At 62.7% G+C, this 22,485-nt stretch carries 19 protein-coding genes; 3 read left to right on the top strand and 16 right to left on the bottom strand.

Going from position 1 to position 22,485, the window contains the following annotated elements; translation table 11 throughout:
- Nucleotides 1-576 precede the first annotated feature (576 nt).
- Nucleotides 577-1,116 (top strand): hypothetical protein, encoded by a 540-nt coding sequence (locus HB724_RS02195; RefSeq protein ID WP_213979263.1) that lies wholly within the window; start codon nt 577-579, stop codon nt 1,114-1,116.
- A 105-nt stretch (nt 1,117-1,221) separates the two neighbouring features.
- Here the strand turns inward: HB724_RS02195 and HB724_RS02190 are convergent, their stop codons facing one another.
- Together HB724_RS02190 and HB724_RS02185 are read right to left on the bottom strand one after the other, a co-directional pair.
- On the bottom strand, nt 1,222-1,707 hold the full coding sequence (locus HB724_RS02190; protein ID WP_213979262.1) for an AraC family transcriptional regulator: 486 nt from the start codon (nt 1,705-1,707) through the stop codon (nt 1,222-1,224).
- Between the two features lie 473 nt (nt 1,708-2,180).
- Nucleotides 2,181-2,930, bottom strand: coding sequence for a hypothetical protein (locus tag HB724_RS02185; RefSeq protein ID WP_213979261.1), 750 nt, complete (start codon nt 2,928-2,930; stop codon nt 2,181-2,183).
- 279 nt (nt 2,931-3,209) lie between these two features.
- On the opposite strand from HB724_RS02185, the gene HB724_RS02180 reads away from it, so the two are divergent.
- On the top strand, nt 3,210-3,845 hold the full coding sequence (locus tag HB724_RS02180; protein WP_213979260.1) for a cell wall hydrolase: 636 nt from the start codon (nt 3,210-3,212) through the stop codon (nt 3,843-3,845).
- Between the two features lie 41 nt (nt 3,846-3,886).
- Here the strand turns inward: HB724_RS02180 and HB724_RS02175 are convergent, their stop codons facing one another.
- The 12 genes from HB724_RS02175 to HB724_RS02120 form a co-directional block, all read right to left on the bottom strand.
- Nucleotides 3,887-6,301, bottom strand: coding sequence for a tetratricopeptide repeat protein (locus HB724_RS02175; RefSeq protein ID WP_213979259.1), 2,415 nt, complete (start codon nt 6,299-6,301; stop codon nt 3,887-3,889).
- Nucleotides 6,302-6,379: 78 nt separating this feature from the next.
- Nucleotides 6,380-7,237 carry a type II secretion system protein GspK gene (locus tag HB724_RS02170; RefSeq protein WP_213979258.1) on the bottom strand — a complete coding sequence of 286 codons (858 nt, stop codon included), beginning with the start codon at nt 7,235-7,237 and terminating at the stop codon, nt 6,380-6,382.
- Nucleotides 7,234-9,300: a type II secretion system secretin GspD gene (gene gspD / locus HB724_RS02165; protein WP_213979257.1), complete on the bottom strand. Its 2,067-nt coding sequence runs from the start codon at nt 9,298-9,300 to the stop codon at nt 7,234-7,236. The genes HB724_RS02170 and gspD overlap by 4 nt, the downstream gene beginning before the upstream one ends.
- Nucleotides 9,300-9,764: a hypothetical protein gene (locus HB724_RS02160; protein WP_213979256.1), complete on the bottom strand. Its 465-nt coding sequence runs from the start codon at nt 9,762-9,764 to the stop codon at nt 9,300-9,302. The genes gspD and HB724_RS02160 overlap by 1 nt, the downstream gene beginning before the upstream one ends.
- Before the next feature lie 7 nt (nt 9,765-9,771).
- Nucleotides 9,772-10,326: a type II secretion system protein GspM gene (gene gspM / locus HB724_RS02155; RefSeq protein WP_213979255.1), complete on the bottom strand. Its 555-nt coding sequence runs from the start codon at nt 10,324-10,326 to the stop codon at nt 9,772-9,774.
- Nucleotides 10,323-11,348: a PilN domain-containing protein gene (locus HB724_RS02150; RefSeq protein WP_213979254.1), complete on the bottom strand. Its 1,026-nt coding sequence runs from the start codon at nt 11,346-11,348 to the stop codon at nt 10,323-10,325. The genes gspM and HB724_RS02150 overlap by 4 nt, the downstream gene beginning before the upstream one ends.
- The gene (locus HB724_RS02145; RefSeq protein ID WP_213979253.1) at nt 11,345-11,998 is read right to left on the bottom strand and encodes a prepilin-type N-terminal cleavage/methylation domain-containing protein; all 654 of its coding nucleotides are present in this window, start codon (nt 11,996-11,998) and stop codon (nt 11,345-11,347) included. The genes HB724_RS02150 and HB724_RS02145 overlap by 4 nt, the downstream gene beginning before the upstream one ends.
- 43 nt (nt 11,999-12,041) lie before the next feature.
- The gene (locus HB724_RS02140; RefSeq protein ID WP_213979252.1) at nt 12,042-12,416 is read right to left on the bottom strand and encodes a type II secretion system protein; all 375 of its coding nucleotides are present in this window, start codon (nt 12,414-12,416) and stop codon (nt 12,042-12,044) included.
- Nucleotides 12,413-12,883, bottom strand: coding sequence for a prepilin-type N-terminal cleavage/methylation domain-containing protein (locus tag HB724_RS02135; protein ID WP_213979251.1), 471 nt, complete (start codon nt 12,881-12,883; stop codon nt 12,413-12,415). Before HB724_RS02135 ends, HB724_RS02140 begins: the two co-directional genes overlap by 4 nt.
- Nucleotides 12,834-13,277, bottom strand: a complete 444-nt coding sequence (gene gspG / locus HB724_RS02130; RefSeq protein ID WP_256731265.1) for a type II secretion system major pseudopilin GspG — start codon at nt 13,275-13,277, stop codon at nt 12,834-12,836. The genes HB724_RS02135 and gspG overlap by 50 nt, the downstream gene beginning before the upstream one ends.
- Complete coding sequence (locus tag HB724_RS02125; protein WP_213979250.1) at nt 13,274-14,485, bottom strand: type II secretion system F family protein; 1,212 nt, start codon at nt 14,483-14,485, stop codon at nt 13,274-13,276. The genes gspG and HB724_RS02125 overlap by 4 nt, the downstream gene beginning before the upstream one ends.
- Entirely contained in the window at nt 14,485-16,356 is a 1,872-nt protein-coding gene (locus HB724_RS02120) for a GspE/PulE family protein (protein WP_256731264.1), read from the bottom strand. Before HB724_RS02120 ends, HB724_RS02125 begins: the two co-directional genes overlap by 1 nt.
- Nucleotides 16,357-16,760: 404 nt before the next feature.
- Here HB724_RS02120 and HB724_RS02115 point away from each other — a divergent pair, with 404 nt between their 5' ends.
- On the top strand, nt 16,761-18,806 hold the full coding sequence (locus HB724_RS02115; RefSeq protein WP_213979249.1) for a hypothetical protein: 2,046 nt from the start codon (nt 16,761-16,763) through the stop codon (nt 18,804-18,806).
- 287 nt (nt 18,807-19,093) lie between these two features.
- Here the strand turns inward: HB724_RS02115 and HB724_RS02110 are convergent, their stop codons facing one another.
- Both HB724_RS02110 and HB724_RS02105 read right to left on the bottom strand, forming a co-directional pair.
- Nucleotides 19,094-20,935: a sulfotransferase gene (locus tag HB724_RS02110; protein WP_346344652.1), complete on the bottom strand. Its 1,842-nt coding sequence runs from the start codon at nt 20,933-20,935 to the stop codon at nt 19,094-19,096.
- Between the two features lie 63 nt (nt 20,936-20,998).
- Complete coding sequence (locus HB724_RS02105) at nt 20,999-22,474, bottom strand: Hint domain-containing protein (protein WP_213979247.1); 1,476 nt, start codon at nt 22,472-22,474, stop codon at nt 20,999-21,001.
- Nucleotides 22,475-22,485 lie beyond the last annotated feature (11 nt).

The following is a 22,485-nucleotide window of genomic DNA, read 5'->3' as shown; positions in this document are numbered from 1 at the left end:
CTATCGCGTTTGAGGATTGTCGGGCGCATTCTCTTGACTTGGGCTGAGACCGAAATGCGGCCGTTGGTGCGAAGCTCCGGAGGACAAGTCGCGCCGAGGCCGCGCTGTCGTTGGTCTATCCCCAACCGCAGGAGCCGCCCCTAGTCATTTCCACAGGGGGTACCCGATTCTTGCTTGCCGCCAGAGGTGCGCAGCGACGGCGCAGCGGCACGCTACGCCTGCCGCGGCGGCGGCATTGGCGGCAATGCACCGTACTAAACCGACACAGATTGAATGGCGGCGATTGTGCCAGTTGCCTTGCAACGGGTCGGTGATTTGCATAGGCACGCCTCCGCCTGCGGAGACGCAGCGGAGGCGTGGAAACCTCTCTCAGCATGGAGCCGGGTAGCCAGGGCGACCGGGCCGCGGACGCGCATGTCCAAGGCTCTGCCCAAAGGCGTCCGCGCCTGAGCCATGCTTCAGGTTTCCACGGCCCGGCACAGGGCTTAGCGCCTCCGAGTACTTCAACTTTGGAACGCGCGTCCGGCTGCCTGCATTAGCTGCGCGCCGTCGGGGTTGATGATAGATTGGGGAAGAATGGTGGACGAGCCTGGGCGCGGCCTTTTGGCCGAGGACAATGAAGAGAGTGATGAATTCCTCTGCGGCGTCGCCGCCGAGTGCGTCAATGACGCCCTGCTCGTTCTCGAACATTTCGATACCGACGCGAAGGCCTATCTGCAACGCGCGCTGTCGGTCCTGGTGGAGCGCGGGACAGTCGAAAGCGCCAGTCTGAAATCATCCCAATCCTTGAAGCCGAAGATCAGCAGCAAGCTGAAGGCCAAGCTGTCGCCGGCCGCCAAGGAAATCGTCGAGAACTATATTGCCTGCGCGTCCTCGCGGAACTTCGCGACATCTCCCCGAGGCCTCATCGGCGCGAAGCATGCGCTTCGCCAGACGGGCATCAGCCCTGGGCGTCAACGCGCGATCCTACTGCTGATGGAGGCCCTGTCCGTCCTCGACGAGGAAAGGGATCGCGAAATGTTCTCGCACATCCAGATCGCAATGGATCGAGCGCGCTCCAGCATGGATACGCCCCCTGCCGCATCGCCGGATTCCAGCGAACGAGATTTCCACTAGCCTTCCGGTCATCGAACTTCGCAAGACAGCGGCGTGCGCCACCTTCTGCGACGCCGACCCGCTTCACGCGCTCGGGTTCGGCCGGATCGCGTTGGCGAGGGCCTCTTATTCCTCGAAGGTGAGCGAGCCATTCTTGGCGTTCCGGCGCCAGCGTCCGGGTGAAACGCCGAGCAAGCGCGTGAACGCCTTCGTGAAGTGGCTTTGGTCGGCGAAACCGCATTCATCCGCGACCTTGGACAATGTCATTGTCTCGTCGCGCAGCATCGCCATCGATCGGGCGATCCTGCGCTGCATGAACCAGTGATATGGGGCCACGCCTTCAGTCTCCCTGAACGCCTTGATGAAGTGGTTGACGGTCATGTTCAGCCGCGCGGCAATGTCGGCGAGCGCCAGCCCACAACTGATCTGCGCGAGCATCATGTCGCGGGCCAAGCTCGCCTGCCACGGCGCCAAGTGAGCCCGCGCCCTGCGAGCCCGTCGACGGGAGGTCTCGTCGTGGCGATCGTTCACTATCAAATGCTGTTCGAAGGAATCTGGAGCAGGTGTGCGATCCATGGCCTGCTGGCCCGCGATCAACATGCCGTCTTCCATAGCCGTCTCCCTGGGGTCAGGGTCCGACGTAGAGGCCCGGATAAATCGAGCCCCCCCTTCGGCATCGACGTTCGGCCCTGTGCCGGGGCGACGCCCCGGCACAGGGCCGCAAGCATCGATGATGCCTGCCCTCAGTATATAGACACATCGAAGAGGTTGGCTTGGCAGAGAAACGCAGGAATATTTTTATGCCAACTTGGCAAGATTCGCAGATCTACAGAAATAGCGTCGAAATGCGACTATTGTTAAAACATTAAGCGATTCCTGATGCCAATTCTGTGACAGAATAATGACGCTTTTGCCACTTTTCCTATGCGGATTCTTGCAAGCAGTCAGAACCATATCTTCCAGCCAAAATGGCGCTATTTTGTTCGGCAAAGTGTATCAGACCATTGTAGCGCTATTTCAACTTCGACCGATCGTCAGCCCTTGTCAGGCGGCGACTGGCGCCCGGTTTTTCTGAACCTGGCCAGCTAGCCTGCCGCCGCCATTGCCCGGTCCCCGGACGTCACCTTGCATCGCCCGGAATAGAGATGTGCCTGGTCGTAGGTGACGGCATCCTTGGCCTTGGTCATGAAGATATCCGTCATCCCTTTTCGACCTTCCGACTGCTGCAGGATGATGAGGTTGACCTCGCCGGACTCCAGCGGCGTGGTCAATTCCACACGTTCTGGCCAATAGTCGACCACGCGATCGAACGGATGGCCGGCAGCGCCCGCTGAAATCCCATCCCGATCGGCAACGATGCGAGTCTGCGGATCGACGGGCTCGGGAGCCTGGGTGGAGCGCGGCGGCTCGGTTGTCCGCACCGGAATCGAGGGCAGGAACAGCCTGAACGGATGGTCGCCATCATATTTGTATTCGCTCGGCGCCTGGTCCCTGCTGGGATCGAAATTGGTGATCCGGCCGAGTCGGCAGTCCAGCATCCGCGGCGGCAGCATCGGCCGGGACTGCTCCTGGGGCGGCGACGCTACGGTCTTGATAAGAGCCGGCGGTTGCGCCTTCAGCGTCGCGTTGCTCGCCGGCACCTCCGCCGAGTGCATCCAGGCGATCGCGGACAAGCCCACAGCGGAGACCAATCCAACAATCCCGATTTTCACGATCATCTCGCCCTTCTCCATGTTGTTCAGGCAGCGCCGCCACTCTTGCCGCAATGGGGATCGAATTTTGTGCCAGGAATTGACAAAATCCATAAGAGAAGAGTCGACGTTTGCACCTGCCATGCTAGATATTTTCACGCAGTCGCCACCTTACATAGCGGGGTTACAAGACGATTACAGCCACCTATTCTGAACAATTGCTGTAAATAGAGAACCGGGATAGCGAGCTATCTCGGAAGTTCTTCATATTGTCAGCTCAGTCCTGTGATTTTGGCGAGGCCGGACGACATGACACTTCGACTGGGACGCCCGGCGGTTAAAGCTGTCGCTGTCATTGCGGGCGGCGGCGGGTCCCTACGCGGCTTTGTCGCCGCCGCGGCCTCGCTACGGCGGATTTGGTGGATGTTCGCTTGTGCCGTCGTGGTGACCGCGCAAGTCTTTGCACCATCCGGCGCCAATGCGCAGTCGGCCGTCCCCCTCCCCGTCGAAGATCGAGCGCAAGCCGTCGAATGCCTGACGTTGGCCATTGCCTATGAGGCCGGATTCGAGAGCCCCGAAGGGCAGCAGGCGGTCGCCGAGGTGATTCTGAATCGCGTGCATCATCCGGCATTTCCAAAGTCGGTGTGCGATGTGGTGTTCGCCGGCTCGACACAGAGGACCGGCTGCCAGTTCACTTTCACCTGCGACGGCTCGCTGCGCCGCCGCTTGCCTGGCGAAGTGTTTGCCCGCGCGCGAACGATTGCCGAGCAGGCGCTTGACGGACAGCTCCCGGCGCGTGTCGGCGACGCGGTTAACTATCACGCCGACTATGTATCGCCATATTGGGCACCGAAACTGGAGCGCGTGATCAAGATCGGAGCGCATATCTTCTATCGGCGTCCGGGCCCTATCGCCGGAACGGGCATGGTGTCGCCTGGGGCGACAAGTGAATTGGCCTCGAGCCCCGCCACTGACGCTCGCTCCCCCGCGGTCTTTGCCCCTTGGGGTCTCGCGCCAGCGGCAGCACGGCCCGAAAGCGACAAGTCGCCTGGGCTTTAGCCGAGCTGCCTCTTCTGGCCGAGCCAAATCAGCAACGTGTCTCAGATGGCTACGCGAAGATCTTCCGGCTCCTCGCCGCTCTGGTAGCGTTCGTACATCGCGCGGTAGGCGGCTTCCAGCTTTCGCGCCGTCGCATGAGGATCGAACAGGCTTGAACCAGCGCGACCGGCGAGCAAGCGCCGCCTGGTCTCGGCCATGCGCGCTTTGTCTTGCCCGAGCGCAATTGCCAGTGCCTCATATTCGGCGAAGCTATCGACGATCAGCTCCGGGAGGCCGACTTCCGTCAGCAAGCTTGCCGCGACGCGCGACGCAAAGGTCTTGCCGGCATGCGTCAGGATAGGCACGCCGGCCCGGAGAGCATCGCTGGCACTTGTGTGCGCATTGTATGGAAAAGTGTCGAGAAACAGATCGGCAAGCTGCAGGCGGTCAAGATGACGCTCGAGCGGTTCGGCATTGGCGAAGATGAGACGATCGGCATCGATACCGAGTTCTTCCGCGCTACGTGAGAGATTCGCGCGCGCAACCTCCCGATCGACCCAAAGCCAAAGGACGCTGGAATCCACCTGTCGAAGAATAGTCATCCATGTCCGGAACACATCAGGCGCTATTTTATAGTTCTGATTAAAGCAGCAGAATACGAATAGCTGCTCGGGTAGCCCCGCATCGGCACGGGTCGCCAGGTTTGAAATCGGTCCGAGACGGGCATTCGCCTGATAGCTGCCAGGAAGATAGGCGACTTTCTCGGAAATGAATTTTCGGTAGTTCGGGTGAATCACGACATTGTCGGCAAGGAGATAGTCGATACAGGTTGACCCGGACGTTCCCGGATAGCCCAGATATCCGGCCTGAATCGGTGCAGCCCTTTCGGCGAAGATCCCGAACCTGCAGTTTTGCGTATATCCCTTGAGATCAATCGCGATATCGATCCCCATCTCGCGGGCCCGCAACGCCGCCGCTTTGTCGTCTTGCAAGCGAACATCGACGAATTGGTCGAAGGAAGCTCGAGCGCGCGAGTTCCACTGGTCATCTTTTTCTTGACCGAACCAGAACCCGAACAGCTCAAACCGATCGCGATCATGTGCCTCGAGCGTTTCGGTGAAAAGCTGCATTGTCGCATGATGATGGAAATCCGCGGAGTAATATCCGATTCGAATTTTCTCGTGCCGGGGATATCGCGCGGCGATCGGGACAGCCGGAAGCTGCGCGTGATTTCGCGCAATGATGCGGGAGCTTTCGAGCTGAAGCTCAGGATCATCCGCGAACGAGAGAATCGGGAACGCCATCATGTCCCTCAGGCCATCCGCAACGCCGTCGCGCACCTGTTGCAGCTGATCCTCGATTCCATCCCATTGCGACAAATGCATCGCCGCATATAGACGCGTTGCCGGTAGGCCCAGGGCTGGATCGAGCGCGCCCGCCTTGTCGAAGCTGTGGATCGCCTCGGCCTGGTTTGAGAGACTGAGCATGACCTGACCGCGTTTCTGATGGGCGAGCGCGTCGTCCTGCGCGAAGGACAGGAGGTGATCGTAGCAGATGAGCGCGCTCTGATGCTGTCCGAACTCCTCCATCGCCCGGGCAAGGCCGTAGAGCGCGCGGGCGTTGTTCAGGTCGACCGAGAGGACTTTCTGATAGCAGCGGCCGGCTTCATCAAACCGGCGCTGCAAGGAGAGCAACCGGCCGAGACTCAGGCCCGCTTCGACATGGTTGGGCTGAACCTCGATGCAACGGCGAAAGCAGTCTTCGGCTTCGCCATATTCCAGCTGGCTGGCGAGCGCGTCACCCAGGTTTGCCAAGGCATCGGCATGGTTCGGGTTGAGCGCCAGCGCGTGGCGAAACGCCTCGATCCCCTCTGCCGGCTTCCCGAGAAAGAGCAATGCCGTGCCCCGGTTGCAGTGCGCTTCGATATTTTGTGGATCGAGCTCGATCACATGTTCGAAGCCGAGAAGAGCCGCCTCGTGTCGGCCAAGACCAGCGAGTATGCGGGCCCGCATAAAGTGCCCCGTGGGAAAGGTGGGCTCGCGGGCAATGACGACATCAAAGGCGGCGAGCGCCTCCTCGGCGCGGCCAAGGTCATGCAAGATATGAGCGCGATTGTTGAGAGCGTTGAAGTTCCCCGGTGCAGCCGCCAAGGCGCGGTCGACGCTCCGGAGGGCCTCATCAAGCCGGCCGGCCTGGCTGAGCAACACGGCCTTGAAATCGTGTGCCTCGGAAAGCTGCGGATCCAGCGCGATCGCGCGATCGTAGCTGGCGAGTGCCTGCGGCCACTGGCCGAGATCGGCAAGCGCGTCGGCACGGCGGCAGAAGGCCTCGGCGCTTGTCGGATGGCGGGCGAGCGCCTCGTCGAATGAACGCAACGCGTTCGCCGGTTTGCCCTTCGCCAGGAATTTGGCGCCGCGTGCCAGCAACTCTTCGAGCTCCGACCGCCCGCCGGACACGACCGGTTTCGAATTCGCCATCATCTCAACTCCCTTGTCGTGGCCTCGAGATCGAGAAGCCGGAATTCATTGTGGCCCAGCAGTCGAGCACAGCGATCGCTAGTCATAGGCCCGCACAAGATATGGCTGATCCGTGGTGCCGGTCAGTTCGACGATCATCGTGCGCGTCGCGTGCGCGCCGCTGGGAAGCGTGGCATCAACCTCGATCGAAATCGGGCGGCCGGCGAGTGAAGGGGTATTGGCGAAGGCCAGTGCGGTCTGCTGCCCTGCGAGTTCCCGCGCCCGGTTGATCGCGGCTGGTCCCCCTTCTCCGCCCTCGTCCATGACGGCGAGCGCGCGAGGGTCGGCGTATTCCGCGTCGAAGCCGCTGCGCACCGTATAAGTCGTGACGTAGGGACGGATACGGGCGATCGTCCTCGCGTCGAAGCCGCGGACGAGAGCGAGTTCATCGACCGACGCGATTCTCCCTCCTGGCGGGAACAATCCGGCTGCCCGATAATAAGGTTCTTCCGCGCCGAACGGCCGCTTGTCGCTGTCGTCATCGATCCAGTCGAGGAGGGAATCGCGCGCGATCAGCAGGCGATCGCCGTCGAGGCCGGCCTCCTCCAGGAGCTTGGTTGCCTGCTTTTCATTCAGCAGGCCGAGCGGCACCTTGCCCCTTTCGTCCTTGACGGTGATGCGCAGGTTGGCATCCGAAAACCGGGTCGAGCGAACGCGGCCGTCGGCCGCCCATCGCTGCGTGACATCGTCGGCCAGGAGGCGACTGAGCGCGAGTGCGATCCCGGCATCGGCCGCGGCGATCGCCTGCATCTGTGCCTGCTCGGCCCCCACGTCCTCGATTGCCATTCGCGTGGCCGACAGGACGGTCAGCGCCATCGTCGCGAACACCGCGATGCTCGCAACTGCTGCTACCAGGGCATAGCCTTCCTCGCCGGCGCGGTTCGCGGTGCATTTCATGGAATCGTGCCCTTGGAGCGGAAGGGCTCGAGGGTCCGAAGCTTCGCCCTGAGTTCCTCGGTCACGGCGCGGCCGTCGTCGGGCGTGCGGATGACGTGAGGTTTCAGAAGAACGATCAGTTCGGTGCGATTCTGAACGTTGTTGTGGCTTCCGAACAGGCCGCCGATGATCGGCAGCCGAGAAAGGATCGGCAGGCCGTTCTTGCCGAGGCTCTTGGAGTCCTTGAACAACCCGCCGAGCGCGATGACCTGGCCGTCCTGCACCGCGACCGATGTGGAGATCCGCCGGGTGGAGATGGTAGGAGACGCGGGTGTGCGGTCGCCGCTCGCGACCGGCGCATTGGCGTTGACGTCGCTCACCTCCTGAGAAATGTCGAGGAGAACGAGACCGCCGGCATTGACCCGGGGCGTCACCTTGAGGATCACGCCTGTGTCGCGATACTCGATCGAGTTGACGATCGGCGCGGTTGGATTCTCGACGCTGACCGCGCTACCCGATGAGACCGGCACCTGGTCGCCAACTTGCAGCGCGGCGGTCTGATTGTTGAGCGTGACCAGCTTCGGCGCCGAGATGACCTTGACATTGGTGCGCTGCTCGAGGGCGTTCAGTGCGACCGAAATGCTGCTGCCGGCGAGGAAGTACGAAAATCCCGACTGCGTCGCGCCGGTCGGCATGCTGGCACCGTCGGTGATCCGGAAATTGCTGTTTCCGGTCAGCCAGTTCCACTGCACACCGTAGCGCAACGTGTCGGTCAGCGTCACCTCGGTGATCGCTGCCTCGATCATCACCTGGAGGGGGGGCACGTCGAGCTTGCGAAGAGCGTCCTCGATGACCGCATAATCTCGCGGCGTGCCGAACACGACGATGGCGTTGTTGACCTCATCGGCCGTGATCTTCCCGCCAGCCGTATCGGACCGGCGATCGGGATCGGCATTTCGCGACGTCTCGGCTGCGCCGCCATTCCTGGGTGGCGCGCCATTCTGGGCAACTTGCGGGCGCGGTGCCGACGACGTGGAGCGCCCGGAGATCTGGTCGTTCTGAGCGAAGGGATCGCCGTTTCCCTCCCCCTCGTCGTCGCCGCCGCTTCCGAATGCACGGTTCAGCGTGCGCGCGAGATCGCGTGCGCGGCCATTCTGGACGGGGTAAACGAATATCCGGCGCTCGGAATTCTCTCCCTCCCGATCGAGTATCTCGATCCACCGACGGACATCTTCCAGATATTGGCGCTGGGCGCTGACGGCGAGGATACCGTTCAGTCGCTCCATGGTGATCAGCCGCACGAGGTCGCGGGTTGGGGCGTCCTTGGCGTTGATGAGCTTGTCGAGTTCGGGGACGATAATACGCGCGTCGGTGCGCTCGGGCACGAAGAGCGCGAAGCTCATGTTCCGCAGCCAGTTGACGTCGAACTGTTTGAGAAGATCGCGCGCGCTGCTGCGCTGGCCCGTCGTCCCTGCGATGGTAATCCGGTTGCCTGGGGCATCGACGGCGGTCACCACGCCGGGGAGCGCGCCGTCGAGCACCTTCTTCACCTCGTCCGCGTTGATGAATTGCAGCGTGATCACTTCGGTGCCGAAGCCGACGGCCTCCGGGGAGACGGGGCTTTGGGCCGCCGCCACTGTCCGGACGAGATAGCCGCTCCCGACCGGGACGAGGGCGAGATTTGCCGAACGCAAGGCGGTCTCGAAGAGACCTATGATTTCCGAGCGCGCGACGCTGCCCGGTGTGACCAGCGTCACCTGGCCGTTCGCGCCCGCGTCAACTTCGATCGGAACGCCGGTGACCTCCTGGACCGAAGCGGCGACCGTGCGCACGTCAGCCTTTGGAAGATTGACGCTGATGTTGCCCGGTTTGACGGCCTGCGGCTTCTTCGCTGCGGCTTCCGGCGGCGACGCTTCGCCGCCGACAATCGTCGAGCGCACCTGCGGCTCCGCACGCTCCGCTTCGGCGACGATGGCCGGCGGCTGCGGCACGGCGATTGGCTGCGGGGGTGTGTTTTGGGCGCACGATGCGGCCGCGAGTGCCAGCGTTGCTATTCCGACGCGAAGTTCATGACCACGACTCATCACTGTGTTCCCCCTGATGTGGCCGTGACCGTGAACGGACCCGACGGTCCGAACCGGACCGTCAGCCTCTCACCGCCTCGCGACAGGCGAACCTCGTCCCTGGTCACGGCTTGAATACGCCACTCGCCGACTTTCCCGCCCGGCTTCGCTCGAAAGGTGCTGCTGTCCTGCGCTCGAACCACCGCGTAGGCGGTGCGACCGACCTGAATGGAACCGACTACCGCATAGGCGCCGAGCGGCCCCTGCCCCGATCCCGCCTCGCTTGCTGGACCAGCGACTGGCGCGAACATCGACCTCGCCAACACGGCCGGTCCTCCGGTGGCCGGGCGCGGTCGATCGGCCGGCTGCACGGCTCCGGACGGCCCGCGGACCGGTCCGGGCAGCGGCAGGTCGAGATCGTTGCCCAGCAGCCCCTGAAAGGCGAGCGCCGCGCCAAGCAGCATCGCCAGCAGAAGCGGAAGCACTGACGATCTATCGACCGGCGGCAGGTCTAAGCGGAACCGAAGCTTCAATTTCCACGTCCATTGCTGAAGGTTGACCGGTCACGAGCGCATCGCTCGCGGTGACGCTGACGGATTCGACGATGATCCAGGGGGGCTCGTTCTGTAGTCGCGTGAGCGAAGCGGTAAGTTGGGGGAGCGTCACTCGGGCGGTTGCGCGTGCCCGCGCCCAACCCGGCTGCCCTTCGGCATCGCTGCCTTCGCGGAACTCGCCACCCGCCCCTTCGATCGCGCGCTGGAGACGATCCTTCAGGTACTCGCGGCCGGCTTCGATGTTCTTTGCATTGACGACGAACGTGGCCGCGGCGGCGCGCCGGCCCTCGGCTTCGCGGCGCAGGCGGGGGATGGCGGCGATTGTCCGCAGATTGTGGACATATGTCGCCGCGAGCTGTTCGGTCCGGTCGGCGCGAGCACTGAACCCCGCAAGGATCGGCTCGATCACCAGATAATAGGCTGCCGCGACCACTGCGGTGAGGATCAGCAGCGCGATCAAACGCCGTTCCCGCGAAGAAACCGAGCCGATCATTGGCCGATGACCTTCGCGCTTAGGTCGAAGGGCTCTCCTGCCGCGACGGCGGCCTGGGTTTCGTCGGCTAGGGTGCGCACCTCGGCGAAACGACCCGAGCGACGCAGCGCGGTTGCCACGTCGGATTTCGCCGGGCGGTATCCGACAAGGCGAACGGTGGCGCCGTCCCATATGAAGCGCTGCAGCCAGGCGCCATTGGGCAGCGCGCCACCAACCGACGTCATGACGGCCAAAGGATCGTGCGAGCGGCGCAATGCGATTGTCTGCAGGATCTGTCGCCGGTCCTGCTCGCTTCTGCGCGCGATTGTCCGTGCGACGCTGATCGCGGGCTGCTGGCCTTGAACGAGCTCTTCGTATTGCGCGACGCGCGCCGAATCGCGCCAGATCGCCACGGCCACATTCAGGCAAAGCAGGAACGCCACGAGGCTCCAGATCAGCGGCGTCGCGCTCCGCCGCTGGGGCAGCAAACCGCCTTCGCGCATCGCTGGCGCGAAGTCGATCGGCGCCGACTGGCCGGAAGTCTCTTCCAGTTCGACGCGCGCCGGCACTACCCCTGCCGCCAGAATCGCCGCCGCAATCGCCTGGGCGGTATCGGCGGGAATTCCCGCAACTTCGACCCGCATCTTGCCCGCCTCGCCAGCGGCACCGGCAGCTCTGCCCGCGACGATCGCAGCGCCGGCCGGGATCGGAAGGAGCGTATCCGCCTCGAACGCTATGACCCGCCTGAGATCGCGGTCACCCAGAAGCGGTCGGATGATCACTCTCGAAAGACACAATGCGGCCGGCACGATGATGGTGACTCGCGTGCCCTGCCTCGGCTTTGAAACAGCCCGGCTGCCGCGCGGCTCCCCAGGCACCAGCGCGCCATCGCGATAGATCAGCTTGAGCCCATCGCTCGACCGGCCCCGACGGACTTGCGCCGGTACGAGCGAACGCATCTCCTCCAGCCACCAGCGCACGCCTCCAAGCAGCCATTGGCGAATGGTGCGCATGTCCGCGTCGAGAATGGCGCGCGCCGTCATGGACGTTCGCCGCAACGGCCGTTGGTGGTGCCGTCGACCTGGCAGGTCGTCGTGGTGGTCGCCCGCGGCCGGACCAGAAGGTCGGGCCATTGCCTGCTGTCGCCCGCCGGAAACTCGACACGAATTCGAATGAGCTCCGGCGGCTTTCCCCTGTCCCACCATTCGTTGAGCCAGGTCCGCGGGCCACCCGTTACAGGCGCTCCGCGGTAACTGATCGATAGGTTGGAGGTGCCGCGCAGCAGCGTGGTCGGCGTCCAGCCGACAAGATCAAAGCCGCTTGGATCGATCCGCGCTTGCCGGGTGCTCACGCTGTAGAGCACCAGGTCGCCGCTCGTGGCGCGTGCGAGCCGGAACCGCTGCAGCGCATTGGGCGACTGGCGCTCGAGCGGGGGCGCGACGTAGCTCAGCACGGCATCGTTGCCCCGAAATTCGACGACGGAACCCGAGGTGTCGACGCGAGCGATCGGCCGCAAACGCTCGATCCCCGTCCGAAGCACGCGCTGGGCTGCGATCACCTCGTCAAGACCGGATCCGGTCGTTCGCTCGTGCATCGCCACCAGGCCCGCCATGCGAAGCCCGGACAGGAGCAGGGCCGCTGCCATTCCCATCAGCGCGAGCGAAACGAGAACCTCGATGAGCGTGAAGCCCAATTCGCCGGCGCGAAGCGTGGGGAGCGGGCGAGCGCGCATGGTCTCAACGTGACAACCGCAGCGTGCGCACGTCGGTGAGTCCCCGGCCGGTCGCGCGGTCGGAGATGACGATCCAGACTTCCTGGAGCGGAACGCCGCTGTCGCGGGCGCCACCGGATCGGGAGATTCGCGTGATCCGCCAGGTCAGGCCGCGGACGCTGCCTGTGTCGGCAGCGCTGGCGGAATCGCTCGGCGCCTCAACCGCGGCCAGCAGCGACTGCGCGAGCAGCACGGCATCCCGGCGCTTCGCAACGGTTTGCGCGAAGTGCGCGTTCGCACTGACGCTCTCGAACAGGAGCGCGGACATTCCGGCGATTATCGCCAGCGCGACCAGCGTCTCGACCAGGCTGAATCCCGCTTCGGAATGGCTCGCCGTCATTGCTTGCGCTCGATCGTACCGAGCGCGCTCCGAATGACGATGCTCTGCAAATAATGGCCGTCGACGACCTCGACCTCGCTGCCGATCGCGCTGCCGTCGGCGAAGAAGAGGATGTCCTGATCCGACGTCCTGACGGTCGTTGTCTGTGGCAGCTGCTCGCTCCGGTCCCCGATACTGAAACCGTGTCGATCGCGAGCGATCGTGAAGTGGACAGGTGTTCCGCCGGCGATCGCCGCGGCGCGTGCCGAACGGAGGCCGAGTTCCACGCGGCGAGCCGAGTCGACAAAGGCCTGGCGCTGGAGCGCCCGTTCGACCGATGGAAAGACCAGCCCAGCCATGAGCGAAAGGATACCAAGGATCACGAGAACCTCGACCAGCGTGAAACCACAGGTGCCGCGATATTGCCGGCCGGCTTGGTCAGTAGTTGCCGACATCCCGGGCCTCACCGGTTCCGCCAGGCTGGCCATCCGACCCGAGCGAGTAGACGTCGACGTCGCCGTGTTCGCCGGGGATGCGCAGCAGATAAGGCCGTCCCCAGGGGTCAACGATCGCGTTCTGCTCGGGCAGATATGGGCCGTTCCAGTTGGGCACATTCGCCGGCTGCTTGATCAGGGCGGCGACGCCTTCCTCCTGGGTGGGAAAGCGGGAGACATCGAGCTTGAAGAGATTGAGGGCGGCCGCGACATTCTTGGCCTGGACGCGCGCCGATTGCGTCTTCGAGCTGTCGAGATATTTGATGACCTGGGGTCCGACGATTGCCGCAAGCAGCCCCAATATCGCGAGCACCACCAGCAGCTCGAGCAGCGTGAACCCCGCTTCGCGTTCGTGCCTTCTCTCCATGTCGGTTCTACCTTCGTTCATGATGTCAGCGCGAGATCGTTGAAGCCGAGGATTGCCGACATGATCGACGCGATGATCGATGCGACGGTCGCTCCGAGCACGACGGTGATGACGGGGGTGAGGATGGCGATGAGCCGCTCGATCCTGGTCCGGATGTCGCGGTCCAGCACGTCGGCGAGGCGGGTCAGCATCATGCCGAGCTGCGAGGTTTCCTCGCCGGTGCGAAGAAAACCGATGGCGAGGCGCGGCAGCGCGCCGGACGCCGCGAGAGGCCCGGTCAGGCCCCCACCCTCTTTAACGCCGTCGGCGACGCGCGCGATGATGTCCCCCAGCACGCGGTTGGAGATGGTCCTGCGCGCAAGCGCGAGGGCAGAAGGCAGCGCGACTTCGCCTTCGATCAGGGCACCGAGGGTTCTCGCGAAGCGCGCCGTATCGATGCGGCGAACCAGCTCTCCGAACAGGGGGAGCAACAGCACCAGGCGATCGCGAGCCAGACGGATCGCCGGCTGCCGCATCGCGATCGCCAACGCGAAGCCGACAACCCCAGCTCCCAGCAGCAGCGCCAGGCCATAGTGACGGAGCAAGCGGCTGGCCGTCATGACCACCACGGTCGCGGTGGGCAGCTTCTGGGTCGTGCTCGCGAACATGCTCTCGAACTGCGGGACCACGAACAGGAGCATGAGCAGCACGACACCGACCGCGATGATCAGCAGGGCCACCGGATAGATCATCGAGGAGCCGACCAGCCGGCGAAGCTCGGCCTCCTGCTCGAGCGTCGCCGCGAGACGCGACAGCGCCTCGCCAAGGCGGCCGTTCGCTTCGCCCGCCTCCGTCATGGCAATCGCGGTGGGTGAAAAGAGGTCGGGCTTCTGCGCCATTGCGCGTGACAGCGGCGCTCCTTCTCGAACGTCCCGCAGAATGTTCGCCAGATGGGCGGCGATCCGTTTGTCTTCGACATTCTCGATTGCAAGGGCGAGCGCACGGTCGAGCTGCAGCCCCGCACCGATCAGCACCGCGAGTTCACTTATGCAGGTCGTAGCGGCCGCTCTTGCCTTGCCGCCGAGACGTCGGGGACGCCCCGGGGCGCGCGGCTGCACAACGGTCAGTTCCAGCAGGGTCGCGCCGTTGCGGCGCAGGCTTGCCACTGCGTCGGTCCGGTCGGTCGCATCCATCTCGCCTGTCAGCGCCGATCCGTCCAGTTTGATCGCGCGGTATCGGTAGGTCGCCATCATCCTTCTCCGCTCGCCACGCGCAGGACTTCCTCGATCGTGGTGAGGCCTTCGGCGGCCTTGGCGACGCCATCGGCTGCGAGACTGCGCATGCCGCCATCCTCCGCGGCGGCGAGAATGTCGCGCGTGTCTGCGCGCTGGAGGATCAGTCGGGAAATGCGGCTATCCACCGGGAGGAATTCCAGGATGGCGATACGCCCCGAATAGCCGGTGCCTCCACATTTCGAGCAACCGACGGCCTGATAGAGGCGCTGCACGCCTTGCGCCTGGAGCAGCGGCAGCAGGGTCTCCGGTCCGCCTTCCGACAGGTCGAACGGCAGCCTGCAGTCGGGGCAAAGACGGCGCACGAGCCTCTGGGCGAGCACGCCCGTCAGCACCGATCCCAGCAGGAACGGCTCGACGCCCATATCGAGCAGCCGCGAGACCGCGCCGGCAGCGGTGTTGGTGTGCAGGGTGGAGAGGATCATATGGCCGGTAAGCGCCGCCTGGACGGCGATCTGCGCGGTCTCGCCGTCGCGGATCTCGCCGACCATCATCACGTCGGGATCCTGGCGCAGGAACGACCGCAGCGCCGAGCCGAAGGTGAAGCCGATCGCAGGATTGACCTGGGTCTGGATGACGCCCGGCAGGCGGTATTCGATCGGATCCTCGACGGTGAGGAGCTTGCGCTCCTCTGCGTTGAGCTCGGACAGCGCGGCATAGAGCGTGGTCGTCTTTCCGCTGCCGGTCGGGCCGGTCACCAGCACGATGCCGTGCGGTTTCGCCAGCGCCTCCCGCATCCGCGCGATCAGCGGCGCATCGAAACCCAGGGCGACGAAATCGAGCGCCAGCTTCGAGCGATCGAGGATGCGCATGACGACGCTCTCGCCATGAATCGACGGTGCCGTGGCGACGCGCAGGTCAATCTCGTGACCGCGGACTGAAATGCGCATCCTGCCGTCTTGCGGCAGCCGGCGCTCGGCGATGTTCAGCGTGGCGATGACCTTGATCCGGGATACCAGCGGGGCCCGCATTGCAACCGGGAACCGGCCCGCGTTGCGCAGCATTCCGTCGATCCGAAAGCGGATCGACAATCCGTCGTCGCTGGGCTCGATGTGAATGTCGGAGGCGCGCTGGTCGACGGCGCTCGCGATCAGGCGATTGACCGCCCGGATCACTGGTGCGTCGCTGACCAGATCCTTGAGGCGCTCCAGATCATCCTCGTCGACACTCTCGTCCACGTCGTCGGCAGGAGCCTGCTGCCCGTGGTACAGCCGCTCGATTGCCGCATCGATATCGCTGGCGCGCCCGACCACGCGATCGACGTTCCGCTGGAACATGAAGCCGAACGCCTGGGCGACGAACGGGTCGAACGGATTTGAAACGGCGACGCGGACGGAGCTCGCGTCGAGGCCGATGGGGATTGCACGGATGTCGCGGAGGAAGCCAAGCGAGAGATCCGGCCCGTCAACCGCGATGGTCGGTATCGACTCGGCGCCCAGAGTCTCCATCCCGAGAAAACTGGCCATCTCGGCGACAAGCCGATCCTCGGAGATCATGCCGAGGCGCGTCAGGACCGCTTCGAGTCGTTCACCCGACTCCCGCACGATCAGCATCGCGCGCTGGTGGGATTCCTCCTGGAGGAGCCCGCGCTCGCGCAGCATGCGGGAGAGCGACAGCTCGGATGCTTCGATGCCAGTGGCATCCTCGTAATCCGGCAACTCCTGAATTTTGTCACAGGAACTTTCAATATTTGCCGCCCGGACTGTGCTATCCATAGTCATGTACCACCTTCTGGTTGTGCATGCTCCCAATTCCGGGACATAGAATCTGGAGTAGCCGTCTATAGATAGCTCATATCCAGAATATGCTACAGTAAAATTGCAAAACATCCGGGTATCCGCCCCTGAACTTTGGGGCGGAATCGAGTTATGTTTTTTCCATTATAGTTGGATAATTCGTGCCAAAATGGCAGTATAACACAACTGTCATGAAGTCGGACTAGCAATTAATCGTCGGTTCAGAGTCGAGTCGCAGCCGACATTTAAGCGAGAGGATATATTCCTTCTCGCAATGGCCCGCACCGAAGTACCCGGTTCACGATGATCGGGATCACACGGCCATAAATGCAGAACGAGGGTCTCCGTTCATTCTCACGATTGAGCGGTATGACTTTACGTGACCTGAAGAGAGTGAACGCACACAACCCAAGCATTGTGCTTTTTGGGGGCGGCGGAGCTTTGACCCGAGAGGCAATCGACAATTCCGAAGGCAGTCAACCAACAGGAGAACACCCATGAAGCGTTTCAAGAACGCGCTGTTCCTGGCGAGCGTCGCCAGCAGCGCCATCATCGCGACCGGCGCGCAGGCGCAGGTCACTGCTTCCAATGACGGCGAGCTGTTCCTGCACGGCACCGGCGCAACCTCGGTCCAGCTGGTCCTCGTTCAGGAGCTGAACTGCAAGGGCGGCACACCGAACGCGCTGACGCCGCCAGACTTCTGGCTGGGCGCGATCGGCTCCTCGACCGTCGCCGGAACCGTCACGTTCGTCGCGGAACCGACGGATCTTCCCACCGCAGGCGGAACGAACTTCAACTGCGCGACGACCGAGCTCGAACCGGGCTTCAAGGCGCGCTATGTCGGTTCGGGTTCGGGCGCGGGTCGCACCGCTTGGTCCAGCGTCGGCAATCTCAGCGCGGCGTTCCCGGGCATTTCCAATCCGTTCGGCACCTGGACGAAGGTGCAGTACGCCTTCGCGGACTCGTCAGCTTCCGACGCCGATCTCACGGCCTACACGGGCGGTCCGAGCCTTACCGGCGCATCCTACGCTGCCGGCGGCGCGCCGATCATGTTCCCGAAGTTCGTGCTCCCGGTCGCGGTCGCCTATGCTCCGGTCTATGGCCACAACAGCAGCACGGGGCATGACTATTCGTTCAACATTCAGTTCCCGCAGAACATCCTGGGGAACGCGGCCGGCGGCCTCCGCCTGAGCCGTGAGACCCTGTGCGGCGTGTTCAATGCCAGCCTCGCCAACCAGACGGCCGGCAGCGCGATCGTCAACTTCAATGACCCCAACTTCACCGCCGACAATGGCGGCACCAGCCTGATGGACCCGCTCGAGGCGACCGAGGCCCCGGGCCGCTGGGCTGCCGATGGCGTGCCGGTTCGCCTCGTCGGCCGTCTCGACCGTTCGGGCACGACCGACATCTTCACCCGCGCCCTCGTCGCGCAGTGCACCGGCGTCGTCGTCCACACCGTGGCGCTCACCAACAACTACAAGATCAATGCCGAGACGCTGCCCTACGATCGAAGCGTGTCTGCCTCGACCCGCCCGGTGTTCCAGACTGTCCGCGCCGATACGGGCCTCCAGAGCAGCCCCGGCAGCACCCAGCTCGAGGCGGGCAATAACACAGTGACCCCGACCGGCTACGTCAGCGTCGGCGCGGAATATTTCGACGGCACCAGCATCGTGACCCCGTCGACCAACACGGGCAAGGTGAGCTCGCAGCCGGGCAACCCGCTGTATGAGGCGGGTCGGTTCCTGGTTGCCGACGGCAGCGGCCGCGTCGCCGGCGCGATCAAGGCGACGGGCGCCGGGATCGATTTCGCCTCGCCGTCCGCGCCCAGTGTCGCGCTAAACGGCAAGATCGGCTATATCGGCGCCGATTTCATCGACGGCTCGCCTTCCGCCCCCGGCGGACTGAAGGCCGCTGCGCTCGAGAACGATGCGACGGGCGCCTACGTGATGCCGAGTGCCCAGGCCGCGACCAATGCTTTCGGCACGATCGATCCGCCGCAGGCGGTCGGCACCGGCGATGGCTCGTTCAACGCCACCGACACCCGTCAGGTTCGCATTCCGGCGTACATGAACGGCGGTGTGGGCGGCACGCTCGGCAATGCGACGCGTAACAACCCGTTCGCATGGTACGACGTGCTCTATGCCGGAACGTCGCTGGCAGATCCTTCGGTCGGTTATCCCATCACTGGCACGACCCAGTTCCTGGGCTACACCTGCTACAAGAAGGACAACAGCGGGTCGAACGGCGCGGCAATCCAGAACTTCCTGCTCAACAATACGGATCAGGATCAGGATGTCGAGCAGGACGGAAATGTCGGTGTCTTCACCATCGTGGGGGGTACCTTCAACAGCTCCGGGCTGCTCGCCAGGTCGAACATCGGCGCTCTGTCGCCGGACTGGATGCATGCGATCCGGCAGTCGTTCCTGACGGTCAACTCTGCGGAGGGCTCTGGCGCACTCGGTGCCCTCAACCTGTGGATCGACGAGACGGACGGAAGTGGCAGCACCAGCAACTCCACCTGCCATCTGCGCCCCGGCGTCTGAAGGTGGTTAGAAGATCGTAGAATGGATGGCCCCGGGATTTTCCGGGGCCATCTTTCTTATGGGCAATCGGCGGAAAGTTCGTTTGCCAAACCCTTGCGAATCCAAGAGACAGACAGAAGCACCGCGCCGTCGACACCACCAATCCTAACAGTCAATTCGGCACAACGCCTGAATACATGGCGTTCCAAACGATCAAATGCCGCAATTCGCAATTGGATTGTAACTATTATCACTTGAGAAGTGACGAACATTGCACGTCCTAGCGCCCGACATTTTCTTACCCAAGGTTAGCTCTCTATTGAATAGCCGAGCCGTTCGATCGTCGGCTCAAGGATAGGAACAATCGGTTCTAGTTGCTTTAGATAGTTGCGATAGCGATAGCGCGAGCGAGTGTAGAGCTTCTCGGTCACTTGAGCATAACTGGCGGTGCGAGCGTGCCTGGTATTTTTGTGAAATGAGAGCGTCGTCGCATCGAACGGAACACCGATGAAGTTTAGCATGGCGCGAACTTCACGCTCCTGGTCAGTAACCAGATTTTCATATCGTACCGCGTGATAGTTTAACGGCAACACGGATCGGTAGTGATCGATCAAGTCGGCAATCAGGGCGTAATGGTGCGCCGCGGTTTCGAGTTCGCTAGCGCAGTAGAAACCATGAGTGAGCGCATTGGAAAAGACCGACAAAACAACATCAAGGGGATGCCGAATAAGATGGATGATAGGAGAACGAGGAAATAGCAGGCTGATAAGCCCGAGATGAGTTTCGTTTAAAGGCATCTTATCGGTGAACCATCGCTTTCCGGGGATGATCACACCCATCTCGTTGGCTTCGTTGAGATATAGGTCGCGTAGCGTGTCGACATGCCCCCGTCGATCACCCAGCCATAATTCGCTGAGCGCAACCGGGTAGGCACCGGGACTGCCCAGTAGGAATTGAACGCGATCCGCGAGGGAATTGACGATCGGCAATTCGTCGCCAGCAGAGATCTCCGAGTGTAAGCTTAACGTCTGTTCCACTAGTGTGGTGCCGGAACGAGGAAACCCAACAATGAAGACGGGCTGCGAACACTCCTCGCGAACCGTCGCACGAGGCAACAACCGCGTCCGTCCCTTAGTGAAGAAGTCTTTGAGCGACTTTACCAGCGCATTCGCTTCATCTGCTAGATAGCGTTGGCGGCCCGCTTCTCGCACGCGCGCCTTATATACTTCGAAGCAGGCAAATGCCTCGTCATAGCGACCCAGAGAATCGAGGATTTGTCCCTTCGTTAGCAAAGCCTCAAAGGTACCGGAGGCATCCTTGGTTTGTCCGCCGATAGCCTCGAGGGCCCGCTTAGGCGCGTTGGCTTGGCGGTGAATCTCGGCTCGCATCACCGAAATGGGCGGATGGTTAGGCTGCACCGCGTCCGCACGATCGAGGAGCGCAAGGGCAGAAGCGAAATCGCGGACCGATTGCTCAAGCGCGGCCCAGTCCAGCAACATATCGGCCGTCAACCCTCCCGCTACGGAAATCCGCTCAAACGTGGATCGAGCTTCGTCGAACTTACCCTGTTCGCGCAAGGATACGGCGAGCGCCGCCTGTAGATCGTGCGCCGACCGCTTCGTGGGATCAGAAAGTTGCTCAGCCAAGCGAAGGTGGAACTCGGCAGCCGGAGCGTTGTGGCTCGCAAGGAAAACGCGGCCCATCAGGAAGTGCGCCACGGCTTCTTCCGGAGCGAGCCGCACAAGCATCCTACCGTGAAGCTGAGCACGCGGCATTTCATGATGCTGGAGGAAGAAACTCGCGGCAACTGATCGCACGATAGGTTCGTTCGGATAAAAATGTGCGAGCCGATTAACGGCCGAAGCGGCTGCCCGCATGTTTCCGGAATCGCGCAAAAGATTGAACAGCGCGCCGAGCGCATCGCGCTGAGCGGGCGAAACCTCCAGTACTTCTATGGCAAGGTCGCGCGCGGCATCATGATCTCCGGCGTGATAGGCGCGGGTCAACGCTGTCAGTTGCTTAGCGTGCCGCTCTGCGGGCATAATCTCGACGTGTCGCGGATCGAGCTCGCAGCAATTCCTGATGGTAAGTCCAGACCCACACGGACAAACCGCACTGGCTGCCGGCTCAGTGTTCCGATCCTCGATCACGTCGATCAATGAAGCGCTCCTTTGAGTGGAAGGCCCGAACCGTGAGCCCGGGCCTTCGACGCTTTATGCCACGGCCCGAAGTGGCTGTGCCGCACGGGTCCAGCTGGGCGCGACCATCGCCAACTCGATCTCAATCATCGCAGCCTTGGTTCGTCCGAGTTTCAGCGTCGCCTCGCCGTTGGTCCAGCGCCAGCCGCGCCCCTCGTGCACCTCCGCGGGACAGAATCCGGCGTCGAACATCGCGTCGTCCAAGTCGATCGCGATGCCATCTATCCAAAAGCGCGAAACCGCCACGCCAAGCCGGCGGTGGTCAGCCAGGCCGGGCATTACGTGCGCGAGCACTCCATGATTTGAGCGAAGCGTCGCCTCGTCCGTGGCGGGCAAGGCGAACTGATAGCGGTTATCGGCGACGGACTGCGGCAAAATTTCAACGCCATCGGCGAGGATGGAAAGATCGGGCTCCTCAGAGCGAGCCCAGCCAAGTTCCTCCGCACGCGCATTCAGCCGCTGCTGAATGTCGGTCAGCTGGGGGCCCGCCGCGACCACGGGCGCGCAAGCATCGTCCCAGCTCTTCGGATCGAGTCGGCCATGCAACTCGACAATTTCTGAAGAATTCGCGAAGCTCCTACGATTGCCATCGTCAAAATAGCTTTCGCAGGGCAAACCCTCCGCGAGTAGCAGGTCATGTGTCTCCAATTCGATGTGGAAATAGCGTATCGTTTCCACCTCGTCCTGGACAATGGTTGCTCCATTGATGAGATGCCCAACAGGCACGAGCACGCCACCGATGTGGATCGCGTGACCGGGCGAGAGCCGCACGTCGCGTTCGGGCACGTTGGGGGCGATGGCGTGAGCCTTGACTCGAACCGGGTTGACTTCCCAGGGGCACGCATGGCGAGGTGGTTGCGCGATTGTCCAGCCGATCCACTTGATGGACCGCCTCTTTCCTCCGACCGTCACTACTTCGTCGCCGATGGAAAGATCCTCGATCTTGGCAAGGCCCGACGCCGTTACAATCTGTGTCCCCTCCGCAAAGCAGACCGGCACAGCGTAAACTTGCGGATCGTAGCCGAATGTCACCGGAAACGAGAACGCCCCCGCGCCGAAGCCGTCGTCACTTAGAATCCTGACACCGCCGAGAGTATCCAAATCGCCGATAGATGATTGAACATTTCCGTAATAAACTTGGGAAAGCAACAAGCCGTCAGGCGAGAAGCCCCGAATTGCGAATTGTCTAGGTGTGACACCGTCTGACTCGAATATGTTGCTAAAGGATATGACACCGAATACGGGCGGCTTATAGTATATGCTTGCAGTGGTCCCATCCGGTGGGATATAGTAGTAGCTTTCTATATGCACTTGCCCCGGAACTTGGAGATATTCTGTTGTCGCCCCTGTCTTAGTTACGGTGGAAACCCTGACGTCAAAATTGACACGTGTGACTTGAGCAGCGCTAGCGCGGGCCAGGTCGTGCTGATCGAATGTTACTCCGTTGAGCAGAGAAAGATCGGTGAAAGGGTTACTCGGATCTACGGGCATGGCGGTTCTCC

It is taken from the genome of Sphingomonas sp. dw_22, assembly GCF_018449795.1.
In the GTDB taxonomy this organism is placed as follows: Bacteria; Pseudomonadota; Alphaproteobacteria; order Sphingomonadales; family Sphingomonadaceae; genus Sphingomonas.
This window is presented reverse-complemented; position numbering and strand designations above follow the sequence as displayed.